The organism is Georhizobium profundi, from assembly GCF_003952725.1.
Taxonomy (GTDB): Bacteria; Pseudomonadota; Alphaproteobacteria; order Rhizobiales; family Rhizobiaceae; genus Georhizobium; species Georhizobium profundi.
Window position 1 is genome coordinate 2,721,886 of sequence record NZ_CP032509.1, and the last position, 12,809, is coordinate 2,734,694.

The 12,809-nt window shown below is 62.3% G+C and carries 10 protein-coding genes; all 10 read right to left on the bottom strand.

The window, feature by feature from the left end; genetic code table 11:
- Positions 1–3 precede the first annotated feature (3 nt).
- Positions 4–2,835 carry a DNA gyrase subunit A gene (gene gyrA, locus D5400_RS13050; protein WP_126010409.1) on the bottom strand — a complete coding sequence of 944 codons (2,832 nt, stop codon included), beginning with the start codon at positions 2,833–2,835 and terminating at the stop codon, positions 4–6.
- A gap of 122 nt (positions 2,836–2,957) precedes the next feature.
- Positions 2,958–4,157 (bottom strand): lipid-A-disaccharide synthase, encoded by a 1,200-nt coding sequence (gene lpxB / locus D5400_RS13055; RefSeq protein ID WP_126013245.1) that lies wholly within the window; start codon positions 4,155–4,157, stop codon positions 2,958–2,960.
- A 14-nt stretch (positions 4,158–4,171) separates the two neighbouring features.
- Entirely contained in the window at positions 4,172–5,038 is an 867-nt protein-coding gene (locus tag D5400_RS13060) for an LpxI family protein (RefSeq protein ID WP_126010410.1), read from the bottom strand.
- A gap of 7 nt (positions 5,039–5,045) precedes the next feature.
- Positions 5,046–5,855, bottom strand: coding sequence for an acyl-ACP--UDP-N-acetylglucosamine O-acyltransferase (gene lpxA, locus D5400_RS13065; RefSeq protein WP_126010411.1), 810 nt, complete (start codon positions 5,853–5,855; stop codon positions 5,046–5,048).
- Positions 5,852–6,319, bottom strand: coding sequence for a 3-hydroxyacyl-ACP dehydratase FabZ (gene fabZ, locus D5400_RS13070; protein ID WP_245451555.1), 468 nt, complete (start codon positions 6,317–6,319; stop codon positions 5,852–5,854). Before fabZ ends, lpxA begins: the two co-directional genes overlap by 4 nt.
- A gap of 1 nt (position 6,320) precedes the next feature.
- On the bottom strand, positions 6,321–7,388 hold the full coding sequence (lpxD, locus tag D5400_RS13075; protein ID WP_126010413.1) for a UDP-3-O-(3-hydroxymyristoyl)glucosamine N-acyltransferase: 1,068 nt from the start codon (positions 7,386–7,388) through the stop codon (positions 6,321–6,323).
- 71 nt (positions 7,389–7,459) lie between these two features.
- Positions 7,460–9,802 (bottom strand): outer membrane protein assembly factor BamA, encoded by a 2,343-nt coding sequence (gene bamA, locus D5400_RS13080; RefSeq protein WP_126010414.1) that lies wholly within the window; start codon positions 9,800–9,802, stop codon positions 7,460–7,462.
- 212 nt (positions 9,803–10,014) lie between these two features.
- Entirely contained in the window at positions 10,015–11,148 is a 1,134-nt protein-coding gene (gene rseP / locus D5400_RS13085; protein WP_126010415.1) for an RIP metalloprotease RseP, read from the bottom strand.
- Positions 11,149–11,222: 74 nt separating this feature from the next.
- Positions 11,223–12,062: a phosphatidate cytidylyltransferase gene (locus D5400_RS13090; protein ID WP_126013248.1), complete on the bottom strand. Its 840-nt coding sequence runs from the start codon at positions 12,060–12,062 to the stop codon at positions 11,223–11,225.
- Positions 12,062–12,757, bottom strand: coding sequence for an isoprenyl transferase (locus tag D5400_RS13095; RefSeq protein ID WP_126013251.1), 696 nt, complete (start codon positions 12,755–12,757; stop codon positions 12,062–12,064). Before D5400_RS13095 ends, D5400_RS13090 begins: the two co-directional genes overlap by 1 nt.
- Positions 12,758–12,809: the final 52 nt, after the last annotated feature.

The window sequence follows — 12,809 nt, forward strand, 5'->3', positions numbered from 1 at the left end:
AGCTTATTCTTCGCTGCTGCCCGTCTCTCCGCGGTCGCCGCTCTCGTCGTCGCCTTCGCTCTCGCGCGCAATTTCCTCCAGCGCTTCCGCCTCTGCCGCTTCCTCGAGCACCTCGTCGACGGCATCCGGCTCCGGTTCGCTGATGCGCTCGACCGATACCACACGTTCGTCCTTCGAGGTGGAGAAGATCGTGACGCCCTTGGTCGCACGGCTGGCAATACGAATCCCACCGACCGGCACACGGATCAACTGGCCGCCATTGGAGACGAGCATGATCTGGTCGCCGCGCTCGACCGGGAAGAAGGCCACAAGTTCACCGATCTCGCCGATTTTGGCGATGTCGGTTGCCCGGATGCCCTTGCCGCCACGTCCGGAGATGCGGAAATCATAGGACGATGACAGTTTGCCATAGCCCTTGGCGCTGACGGTCAGAACGAACTGTTCGCGGGCCTTCAACTCCTCGAACCGTTCATTGTTGAGATCGACGGCTTCGACGACGTCTTCTCCCACCAGCGTGACTTCTTCCTCGTCACCGTTCGCCGAGCGCCGTTCCGCCGTTGCCCGCTTCAGGAAGGCAGCGCGCTCGGCCGGGTCGGCATCCACATGCGACAGGATCGCCATGGAGATCACGTGATCGCTGTCAGCCAGCGAGATGCCGCGAACGCCGATCGAATTGCGGCCTGCGAAGACACGCACATCCGTCGTCGGGAAGCGGATCGACTGCCCGAGCGCGGTCGTTAAAACGACGTCGTCGTGCTCGGTGCAGGTCTCGACGTTCAGGATCTGATCGCTCTCGTCGTCGAACTTCATGGCGATCTTGCCATTGCGGTTCACCTGGACGAAATCCGAAAGCTTGTTGCGACGCACCGTTCCCCGCGTAGTGGAGAACATGACGTCGAGATTGGCCCAGCTTTCCTCATCCTCGGGCAGCGGCATGATCGCGGTGATGCGGTCGCCGTGCTCTATGGGCAGAAGGTTGATCAGCGCCTTGCCGCGAGACTGGGGCGTGCCGATCGGCAGGCGCCAGACCTTTTCCTTGTAGACGATGCCCCGCGAGGAGAAGAACAGCACCGGCGTGTGCGTGTTGGCGACGAACAGGCGCGTGACGAAATCCTCATCGCGCGTCGCCATGCCTGAACGACCCTTGCCGCCACGGCGCTGCGCCCGATAGGTGGCAAGCGGCACGCGCTTGATGTAGCCGGAGTGCGAGACGGTAACGACCATGTCCTCGCGGGCGATGAGGTCCTCATCGTCCATGTCGGGGCCGCCATCGCCGAGCTCGGTCCGCCGCGGCGTGCCGAATTCGTCTTTGACGTCGCGCAATTCCTGCTTGATGATCTCACGAATGCGGACGCGCGAAGAAAGGATATCGAGGTAATCCTTGATCTCCTCGCCGATCTTGTTGAGCTCGTCGTCGATTTCCTCGCGACCGAGCGCAGTGAGGCGCTGCAGACGCAGCTCGAGGATGGCGCGCGCCTGTTCCTCGGAAAGATTGTAGGTGCCGTCCTCGTTGATGCGATGGCGCGGATCGTCGATGAGCCGGATGAGCGGCGCAACGTCCTTTGACGGCCAGCGGCGCTCCATCAACTGCTCGCGTGCAGCCTGCGGGTCCGGCGCATTGCGGATCAGGTGGATGACTTCATCGATGTTGGCGACGGCGATCGCCATGCCGACAAGCACGTGGGCGCGGTCGCGCGCCTTGCGCAGCAGAAACTTGGTGCGCCGGGAGATGACGGTCTCGCGGAAGGCGATGAACGCCCTCAGCATGTCCATCAGGTTCATCAGCTCCGGCTTGCCGCCGTTGAGCGCCACCATGTTGCAGCCGAACGAGGTCTGCAGGGGCGTGTAGCGATAAAGCTGGTTGAGGATCACGTCGGCATTGGCGTCGCGCTTGAGCTCGACGACGACGCGGTAACCCTGCCGGTCCGACTCGTCGCGAAGGTCCGAGATGCCCTCGATGCGCTTGTCGCGCACCAGCTCGGCCATCTTCTCGATCATCGTCGCCTTGTTCACCTGATAGGGAACTTCGGTGATGATGATGGCTTCGCGGTCGCCTCGGATCTGCTCGAAATGCACTTTGCCGCGCATGACGACCGAGCCACGGCCGGTTTCGAACGCGCTGCGGATGCCGGAGCGTCCAAGGATGATGCCGCCCGTGGGGAAATCGGGACCGGGAATGAATTCCATGAGCTGGATCAGGTCGAGCGACGGATCGTCGATCAGCGCGATGCAGCCATCGACCAGTTCACCGAGATTGTGCGGCGGAATGTTCGTCGCCATGCCGACGGCGATGCCGCCCGCGCCGTTGGCGAGCAGGTTCGGAAACCGTGCCGGCAGCACCTTCGGCTCGGAGCCGGAGCTGTCGTAGGTTTCCTGAAAATCGATCGTATCCTTGTCGATGTCTTCAAGAAGCTCATGCGCAAGCTTGGCCAGCCGCGCTTCGGTGTAGCGCATGGCCGCCGGCGGATCGCCGTCGATCGAGCCGAAATTGCCCTGCCCGTCGATGAGCATCGCGCGCAGCGACCAGGGCTGCGCCATGCGCACCATGGCGTCGTAGATCGCGCTGTCGCCGTGCGGGTGATACTTACCCATGACGTCGCCGACGATGCGCGACGACTTCACGTATTTCCTGTTCCAGTGATAACCGCTCTCGTGCATCGCATAGAGGATGCGCCGATGCACCGGCTTCAGGCCGTCGCGCACGTCGGGCAGCGCACGCGACACGATCACGCTCATGGCGTAATCGAGATAGGAGCGCTGCATCTCATCGACGATCGAAACCGGCTCTATGCCAGATGGGCCCTGCGGCCCGCCGGGGGGAACTATCTCAGTCAAAATGGATCACGTTCTCTAAGGTCAGATTCGGCTTGCCGTTTATAGCGAAACGGTGCGGTCAAAGCCAATTTCGAGGGCTCTCGAACGGTGCTTTTCCCGGCCTTTATGTAGGAATTGCGCATTCAATGCGCAATTGCGGGCAGATCGCCGTTCACGTTTGGACGATCGATGAAACGGAGCACGATTTCGGCGGCGTGCTCGCCCGGTGTCCGGGTCACCGACATGGCCTTGCGAACGGTATCGAAGCCTTCCAGCATGGCCTTGCGCTCGATCGTGTGATCCATCAGACGCAAGGTCTCGCGTGCCAGCCGGTTGCCACGGGCCTGATCGTTGAAGAACTCGCGTATGACGGGATAATCGGCGATCAGGTTCGGCAGCGCGGCGCTCCAGCCGGTGATCTTCGAGATCAGCAATTTCGCCAGAGGGTCGAGCTTATAGGCCGAGACGCAAGGAACGCCGGCCAGTGCCAGTTCCAAAAGCACGGTGCCGGAGGCGGCAAGCGCGGCGTCGGATTGCGCGAAAGCGCCCCATTTCGCGCCCTCACCCACGACAACCTCAACCTTGACTGGCCAGGTCGCGACCTGCTCGGCAACAAATGCTTGGTGGCGCGCAATCGTCGGAAGGACGAACCGCACGCCCGGACGCAAAGCCGAGAGCTCGGCTGCGGCCTCGGCGAAGACGGGTAGCAGGCGTGTGAGTTCCGATTTGCGCGAACCGGGAAGCAGCATGCAGAGACCGGTCAGCTGCTGTTTGCGCCGGCGGTCCAGCTGCTCGGCCCGCGCGGACAGCAGTCCCATGTCGAACACCAATCGGTGGCCGACATAGGTGGTTGGTGGGCCACCAAGAGCCGCGACAACTTGGGGCTCGAAAGGAAAAACCGACAGCACGTGGTCGACATAGCCGCGCATCGCAGGCGCGCGCTCCGGCTTCCACGCCCAGACGGTCGGGCACACATAGTCGATGACCGGCAGATCGGGAAGCCGCGCCTTCACGCGACGGGCGACGCGGTGCGTGAAATCCGGGCTATCGATGATGATCAGGACGTCGGGCTTGGCCTCGACGATCGCATCGGCTGCCTGACGGATGCGCCACAAGAGCTTGGGGAGCTTCGCGACGACGGCGCTCACCCCGACGATGGAGAGCTCCGAGTAGTCGAAGAGCGAGACCAGACCCTCGCCCTGCATTTCCTCGCCGCCAATGCCGACGAGGTCGATCGAACGGTCGCCCGCCTGCATCTTCATGGCGGCGATCAAATCCGCCCCCAAGCGATCGCCAGATGGTTCGCCGGCGATAATCGCGACTTTGACGCGGCGCGATGTCATGGCCCGGTCGATCATCAATCCTCCCGCGTCACGCCGGCGATGAATATGCCTGCTTCATTGGCAGCCGAGATTGCGGCTTCGCGTTCCAGCAGCAAGGATCGTCCGGCTTCGACGGCAACGCCGGCAAGGCCAGCCTCGATCAGACCCCTCACCGTGCCGGCACCGATCGTCGGCAGGTCTGCGCGTTCATCTTGACCGGGCTTGCAGAATTTGACCAGTACGCCTTTGCGCGAGGTGGAAAGCCGGCCGCGGCGGCGCAGATCGGCGACACGTGCGAGCATTTCGTCGGTGCCCTCGACGCCCTCTAGCGCAATGACCCGGCCGCCGATTGCAACAGCAGCCTGACCGACATCGAGCAGGCCGAGGGCCAAAGCGGCTTCTCTGCCGGCGACGATGTCACGTTTGCTGGCGGCATCAGGCTCGATCGAGGTCAGAGTACCAAGAGTTGCGACCAGATCGGGTGCCACTTCATGGGCGCCGATGACACGGGCACCAGCACCTTCGATCAAGGCGATGACCATGCGCAGGACCTGGTCGTCTCCGCCGCGCAACAATGTTCGGACGACACCCGGCATGCGTGCGAGCGTCTTCCAGGTCGGACGGATCTCGCGCCATTCTGGGCGCCGCTTGACGCTTCCCGACAGGATCAGGCGGTCGATGCCGTTGACCCTGACGATACGCTCCACGGCGGCAAAATCGCCTGTGCCGATGCGTTCGTGCTGAAAGCTGGTCCAGTCACCATCGGCCTCTGCGCTCAAGGCAATGATGAAGGGATCTTCGCCTGCGGATCGGATGGCACGGGCGACATGGGTCGGCAGATTGCCGGCACCGGCCAGGATCGCGACGCGGCCCCTGCCCGGTTCTCGGCTGAACGCAGCCATGGGAGGCTTACCGATGAGCCCGGGCCGGCGACGACAGCGCGCGTTCGCTCTCGGCCTCGATGAAATCGATGATTTGCCCGACGGTCTCGTTGCTCGAATAGAGCGCACGTGCTTCCGCTGCGTTCTGGCGCACGGAGCCCGGACCCTGGAAGATGTGACGGAAAGCGCGACGCACTTCGTGGATGCTGGCCTTGTCCATACCGGCGCGCTGCATACCGATGATATTGAGGCCGCCGAGCACGCCCGGATTGCCGTTGAGCATGCCGTAGGGGATGACGTCGAAATTGACGGCCGACAGACCGCCGATGAAGGCGCGATGGCCGATACGGGCAAACTGGTGGACGGCAGCGCCGCCGCCGATGATGACCCGGTCGCCGACCGTCACGTGACCGGCCAACATGACGTTGTTGGAGAGAACGACGTTATCGCCGACATGGCAGTCATGGGCGACGTGGCTATAAGCGAGGAACAGGCAGTTCTTGCCGACCGAAGTCAGCCCACCGGCGTTCGGCATGCCCGGATGCATGGTGACGCCTTCGCGCATCGTGCAGCCTTCGCCGATTTCGAGACGCGTCTGCTCGCCCTTATAGGCCAGGTTTTGCGGTTCGAACCCCAGCATGGCGCCGGGAAATACGCGGCAGCCTTTGCCGAGAACAGTGAAGCCGGTAATCGCGACATGACTAAGGATCTGGCAATCATCGCCCAGCACGACATTCGGGCCGATATGGCAGAAAGGGCCAATCGAAACATTCTCGCCAATGACTGCACCTTCCTCGATGACCGAGGAAGGGTGAACCCGCGCTGAGGCAGAGGTCATTCGTTCTCGCTTTCCTGCTGCGCAAGCATGGCACCGATATCGGCTTCGGCCACCTTGATGCCGCCGACGAGCGCTTCGCAGTGGAACTTCCAGACATTGCCGCGCTGTTTGATCTTGGCGACGTGATACTCCACCCGGTCGCCAGGAACAACCGGCTTGCGGAAGCGGGCATTGTCGATGGTCATGAAGTAGACGAGCGTCGAGCTTTTCGCCTGATGGCGTGCGCAAATCGCGCCGGCAGTCTGCGCCATGCCTTCGACGATGAGAACGCCAGGCATGATGGGATTTTCAGGAAAATGCCCGGTGAAATGAGGCTCGTTGGCCGTCACGTTCTTGATGCCGATCGCCCGTTCATCCCGCACGATGCCGATGATCCGGTCGATCAGCAGAAATGGATAGCGATGGGGCAGCAGACGCATGATGGCCCGCACATCCAGCTCATCCATGGTCTCGGTGCCGGTCATGTCATTCATCCGGCTCAACTCCTACGTTCTTCGAGCTTCTGTTAAATGCGCGGGCGCGGATTTCGGCCATGTCGCGCAGAAAGGCACGCATGGGTCGAGCCGGAATGCCGCCCCAGCGGGCCGCGCCGGGCACATCGGCGGCAACGGCGCTCATACCGGCAATCTGCGCGCCTGCGCCGATCTGAAGGTGTCCCGCGATGGTGGTGCCGCCGCCGATCATGACCTGATCGCCGATCGTCACGCTGCCGGCGATCGCAACCTGACCTACGATCACGCAGTGGCGACCAACGCGGACATTGTGACCAACTTGGACGAGATTATCGATCTTCGTGCCCTCGCCGATCACCGTGTCGTCCATGGCGCCGCGGTCGACGGCCGTGTTCGCGCCGATCTCGACGCGATCCTGGATGATGACGCGGCCGAGCTGCGGGATCTTGAGCATGCCGGCAGGCGACGGCGCATAGCCGAAACCGTCCTGCCCGATCCGTGCGCCCGGATGGATGATCACATCATTGCCGATGAGCGAGCATTGCACGGTGCTGTTGGGGCCGATGGAGCAGTTGCGACCGATCTTGCAGCCGGGTCCAATCACGGCAGCAGCGCCGATGATGGTGCCGGCGCCAATCTCAGCCCCATCGCCGACGACGGCGCTGACATCCACGACCACGCCTGGCTCAAGCTGTGCACCCGGATGCACAAAGGCTTTAGGCGAAATGCCGCTTTCGTTCGTCAGCGTCAGCGGACGCATGGATGAGGGGTAAAGCAGCGCTGCAGCGCGCGCAAAGGCTGACTGGGGTGCCGGCGCAAGCAGCGCGGCGACGTTATCCGGAACGGAGGGCGCCATGTCCTTGTGGCAGACGATGGCTCCGGCCTTCAGCCCGACCAGCATCTCGGCATGACGCCGCGACGTGATGAACGTTAGGTCCTGGACGGCCGCGCGAGAAAGAGGTGCGACCGACGTGATCAGACGGTCCGAGAGACGCGGATCGTGCAATTCTGCGCCGATCTCCGCCGCGAGCTGCCCAAGCGGGATGCCGGTGTGCGGCGGGAAGAAAATTGGACGATCCATCGGCAGCTTACAGAATGAATGAGCCGGGCATCATGCCCGGCTTAGGATTGCGTGCTCGCGTCGAGAAGCGGTTAGAACCGCGACGATGCGCCGAAGCGGAATTCCTGAACATCGTCGAACTCTTCCTTGGCGACCGGCACCGCGTAGTCGAGCCGCAGCGGACCGAAGGGAGAAGCCCAGATGAGCGATGCACCAACCGAGGCGCGCCAGGTCTGGTCGAAGCCGACGCCACCGACGGTGACGGACGGATCAAGATCAGTCCCATAGAGCGTTCCGGCATCGGCAAAGGCTGCGACACGAAGACCGAAGTCACGCGGGACGACCGGCATTGGCATGGATGCTTCAGCGGACGCGTTGAAGTAGGTCGTGCCGCCCAGCGCATCACGATCGCCATCGGCCAGAAGCTCAGACCGCGGACCGAAGCCACGCGCATCGAAACCACGAATGGTCTCGCCGCCCTGCAGGAACTGGTCGAACACGCGCGCATTGTCGCCAAGCGAAACCATGTGGCCCGCACCAACTGCGACCGAGCCGATGATGTCCTGAGACTCAGACAGCAGCTGGAAGTAGTTTGCCCGACCCGTGAACTTGATGAACTCCGCATCACCACCGAGGCCAGCGACTTCCATGCCGGCTTCGGCGAAGATGCCGTCACGTGGCAGCTGGCGGTCATCCAGCGTGTTGAAGGTCAGTGTCGGCGAGATCGACGACTTGATCCACGGGCTGCTGGCAATGCCCTGCTGATAGGCCAGCGACAAAGACGAATCCGTTCCCGTGTAACGGGTCTCGGAGAAGTTGTAGGCAAGGCCAGCCGTCAGATTGTTGGTGATGGGTGCTGCGACGCGCAACGTCACACCGGTCTGCTCGTAGCTGTAGTTGTCCGGACGGTCGTCTTCGACGCGGAACACGTCGAAGCCTGCGGCAAGACGATAGCCGAGGAAATAGGGCTCGGTGAAGCTGACGCGGTAGCTGCGCGAATTCTCGCCACCACCGGCGGCAACGCGGATGAACTGGCCACGACCGAGGAAGTTGCGCTCCGTTACAGAGGCTTCGATCGATGCACCGCCATCGCTGCCCGTCGAGTAACCGGCACCGATCGAGAACTCGCCGGTCGGCTGATCCTGAACGTCGACGATGATGATGATGCGGTCGGGCTGCGAACCGGGCGCCGTCGAAATTTCGACCGAGCCGAAATAGCCGAGACGCTGGAGGCGCTCACGTGCACGGCGAACCATGGCCTGGTTGAAGGCATCGCCTTCCGACAGGTCGAATTCGCGGCGGATGACGTAGTCGCGCGTCCGGGTGTTGCCGCGGATCTCGATGCGCTCGACATAAGCGCGCGGACCCTGGTCGATCAGGTAGCTGACCGAGATCGTGCGGTTTGCGAAATCGCGATCGCCGCGCGGCGTGACCTGAGCGAACGGGAAGCCGGAATCGGCAACGCGCTCGGAAATCGCAACGATCGTGTCTTCGACGTCTTCCGCGCTGTAGGTCGCGCCGGAACGGCTTTGAACGAGTGCCTGAAGCTCTTCGGTGTTCACGTCGGCAACGGAGCTTTCGACATTGACTGCGCCGAAGTTGTAACGCTCGCCTTCCTGGACGGTGATCGTGACCGTGTATTCGTTCGTGGCGGGATCGAGCTCAGCGAAGGACGATACGACCTGGAAGTCCGCGTAGCCACGGTTGTAATAAAAGCGGCGCAGCAGTTCCTCGTCCGCGCGCAGCTTGTCTTCGGCGTAGACATCGCGGCGCGTCAAGAACGACAGGAAGTTCGAGCGCTTCGTCGTGATCACTTCGCGCAGGCGGCCATCGTTGAACGCCTGGTTGCCGACGAAATTGACCGTCGAGATTCGCGTACGATCACCTTCGTTGACTTCGAATGCGAGGTTGATGCGGCCATCGGCAAGCGTGACGGTGTTGGTCGTCACCGTGGCATCATTTCGGCCGATCGCAGCGTAAGCATCGCGGATCGCCTGAATGTCGGCCTGAACGAGCGGCTCGCTGTAGGGTCCGAGCGGCTTGGTCTGGACGATGCCCTCAAGCTGGCGGTCGCGGATGCGGCTGTTGCCGTTGAAGACCACCTGATTGAGGATCTGGTTTTCGGAAACCGTAACGACGAGCGCCCCACCCTGCTGGGCAATGCGGATGTCGGAGAACAGGCCGGTGGCGAACAGGCGACGGACGGATTCGTCGATATCGGCGTTCGTGAAGTCCTGACCTGGGCGAATGGTGATGTTGCCGCGAACGGTCTCGGCATCGATGCGGCTGTTGCCCTGCACCTGGATGCTGTTGACGACTGCCGCCTGTGCGGCGGTCGTTGCACTCAGGAAAGCAATACCCGCTCCGCTGGATGCAATTCCCGTGGCTAGGGCGACGGCAGACACCGCACCCATGAACTTCGAACCGGCTCTCATTATGAACTCTAACCTTTTTGCCCGAACCACCACACCAGACGGATGCCCCGATTCCGAATAGTCCGTCGTTTTTTACCCGCTTTTGCCCTACAAGCAAGGCTGGCGGTTAATTTCTGTTTACTTCATTTCAAGGCGTGGCCCAAAGGCCACTCCAGCCTTCAAACGTCGTAAACAATCCCTTTATTTTCGGGTGGATAGCAGCGTTTCAGCGACTAACCCAACAGCATGTTGACATCGTTCCAGGTCGCAAAGACCATCAGTGCCAGCACCATCCCCAAACCGATCCTGAATGCCATCTCCTGCGCATTCTCGCCAAGAGGTCGCCCACGGATCGCCTCAATCGCATAGAAGACCAGATGGCCGCCGTCCAGCATCGGTACCGGCATAAGGTTCAACAGTCCAATGGAAACCGACAGCACCGCGGCGAGCTGGATCACCGCAAGGATGCCAAGCGTCGCCATCTGGCCGGAAACCTGAGCCACCCGGATCGGCCCGCCGAGCTGATCAGCCTTCTCCTGGCCAATGATAATGTTGCGGATGTAGCCGAAAGTGCGGGTGACGATATAGCTCGTCTCGGCAACCGCCTGCCCCGTCGCTTCCAACGGCCCCATCTCGACTGTTCGGAAATTGCCGGTGTCCTGGTTGGTGACGACGCCGATCAGGCCGACTTCCAGGCGATTGCCGAAATTGTCCTCGATCTGCTCGCGGGCTGGAACCAGCGTGAAGTCACGCTCGACGCCATCGCGCTGCATGGTGACAGTGATCGGAACCTCGGGGCGGCTCGATACGTAACGGCGCACATCATCGAAGGTCTCGATCGGGTTGCCGTCGATGGCGACGAAGATGTCGCCAGGAGCGATGCCAGCGGTTTCTGCCGCACTGCCCGGTTGCACTTCGGCGACGACTGGATCGGAGACCGGTCGACCATACAGCGTGAAGACAGTGGCGAAGATCGCGATCGCCAGGATGAAGTTGGCGATCGGTCCTGCTGCGACGGTCAAAGCGCGGCGCCATAGAGCTGCGCCCTGGAAAGAGCTCCGGCGATCGGCCTCGCTCATGGCCGCGTAGCCGTCATTGTCGGGCACGCTCGCGGCGTTTTCATCGCCGAAGAACTTTACATAGCCGCCGAGCGGGATGGCGGAGAGCTTCCAGCGGGTGCCGTGCTTGTCATTGAACCCGAAGATTTCAGGTCCAAAGCCAACCGAAAATGCCATCACGCGAATGCCGCACCACCGTCCGACGAGGTAGTGGCCCATTTCATGGACAAAGACGACGATCGTCAAAACCACGAGGAATGGCAGAATGTAGCCGGTCAGAAAGGCGAAGGTCGATGCCAGCGCATCCATCGGACGTGTCCCTGCTCAAGAGCGGCGCACCTTGAGATGCGCCTGAAATTCATGTGAGTGACGACTGCTGGGTCCTATCCGCCCAACAGCGCCCAGGCAATCGGTGAACCGCTGGACGAGCTGGGAATCCCGCCCGCGATCACCAGCGCTATGAGAAAGGCTGCAAAAGCGGCAAATACGAGACCGTCGACCCTGTCCATGACGCCGCCGTGGCCCGGAATGAGCCTGCCGGAATCCTTGACCGCGTAACGCCGCTTCATCCAGGATTCGAACAGATCGCCCACCTGGCTGGCGACCGACAGGACCGCGCAGAGGATCGGGATCCAGATCCCTCCCCTGTCCAGTGTCAAAAGCGCAACCGCCGTGCCTGCGGCGATCCCGCCGAACATGCCGAAAATCGCGCCGGACCAGGTTTTGCCGGGCGAAATTTTCGGGGCGAGCTTGCGTCCGCCCAAAGCCCGGCCACAGAAATAAGCGAGAATGTCGGTCGCCCAGACGACGGCGAAGACGAACGCCATTCCGATGAGACCCAGTGTTGTGTCATCGCGTAACGCCGCAAGGGCCAAGCCGGAAAAGCCGGCATAGAGAACGCCGAGGCCCATCCACGGGCCACGGCCACTTGTCCGGGCGGCGAGAGCAACCGCGCCCGCACCGATCAGGATTGCGCCGGTGGAATAGGCAAAGGCATTGCCGACAATGAACCACATGATGGCGCCCATGCTCGCCCAGCCGACGAGAAAGGCTGGGCGGGACCGGCGTTCGGCCTGCACCATCGTGGTCCACTCATAGTAGATCAGCGCGGCGAGGATGGCGCAGAAGATGCGGAACGGAAGGCCGCCGAACCAGGCCAGAAGCAGGACTGCGATGCCGAGGATGACTGCGGAAACGACCCGCTGCTTCAATTCCAGCTGCATCACGAACCGAGCGCGACATCGCGTTCGGGAACGGCCCCGAAGCGGCGCTCCCGCGAAGCGTATTCATCCAGCGCGCGGTGAAAGGCCGATTTGTCGAAGTCCGGCCAGAGCACCGGCACGAAGACGAATTCCGTGTAGGCCGCCTGCCACAGAAGAAAATTCGACAAACGCTGCTCGCCGCTCGTGCGGATGATGACGTCCGGATCAGGAATTCCCGCCGTATCCAGAAACGCCGACAGCGTGTGCTCGTTGACGTTGGCCGGCGACAACTCGCCTCGCCCGACCGCTTCGGCCAGACGCTTGGCGGCACGCACGATCTCGTCCCGCCCGCCATAGTTGAACGCGATCACAAGGTGCATCGCGCTGTTGTTGCGGGTGAGCTCTTCCGCTTCGACCAGGAGGCCCAGGATCTCGCGATCCAGCCGCGCCCGACCTCCGATCACACGGATGCGAATGTTCTCCTTGTGGAGTTCCGCCAGGTCGCGCCGGATGAAGAGCTTCAGCAGCCCCATGAGATCGGTGATCTCTTCTTCCGGGCGGTTCCAGTTCTCCGACGAGAATGCAAACAGCGTGAGATAGCGGACACCCGCCTCGCCTGCTGCCTGCACCGTTTCGCGCACGGCTTCGACACCCTTGCGGTGTCCCATGGTCCGTGGAAGGCCGCGCCGCTTGGCCCACCGGCCATTGCCGTCCATGATGATCGCGACGTGATGCGGCGTGGTCAAAGGCAAAACTCCGCTAAGGCTT

What these genes read in the sequence shown, in the direction of transcription:
- lpxB (WP_126013245.1), bottom strand. Translation starts at nt 4,157, where the DNA reads ATGACATCGCGCCGCGTCAAAGTCGCGATTATCGCCGGCGAACCATCT.
- D5400_RS13060 (WP_126010410.1), bottom strand. Translation starts at nt 5,038, where the DNA reads ATGGCTGCGTTCAGCCGAGAACCGGGCAGGGGCCGCGTCGCGATCCTG.
- lpxA (WP_126010411.1), bottom strand. Translation starts at nt 5,855, where the DNA reads ATGACCTCTGCCTCAGCGCGGGTTCACCCTTCCTCGGTCATCGAGGAA.
- fabZ (WP_245451555.1), bottom strand. Translation starts at nt 6,319, where the DNA reads ATGACCGGCACCGAGACCATGGATGAGCTGGATGTGCGGGCCATCATG.
- lpxD (WP_126010413.1), bottom strand. Translation starts at nt 7,388, where the DNA reads ATGGATCGTCCAATTTTCTTCCCGCCGCACACCGGCATCCCGCTTGGG.
- bamA (WP_126010414.1), bottom strand. Translation starts at nt 9,802, where the DNA reads ATGAGAGCCGGTTCGAAGTTCATGGGTGCGGTGTCTGCCGTCGCCCTA.
- rseP (WP_126010415.1), bottom strand. Translation starts at nt 11,148, where the DNA reads ATGGATGCGCTGGCATCGACCTTCGCCTTTCTGACCGGCTACATTCTG.
- D5400_RS13090 (WP_126013248.1), bottom strand. Translation starts at nt 12,062, where the DNA reads ATGCAGCTGGAATTGAAGCAGCGGGTCGTTTCCGCAGTCATCCTCGGC.
- D5400_RS13095 (WP_126013251.1), bottom strand. Translation starts at nt 12,757, where the DNA reads ATGGACGGCAATGGCCGGTGGGCCAAGCGGCGCGGCCTTCCACGGACC.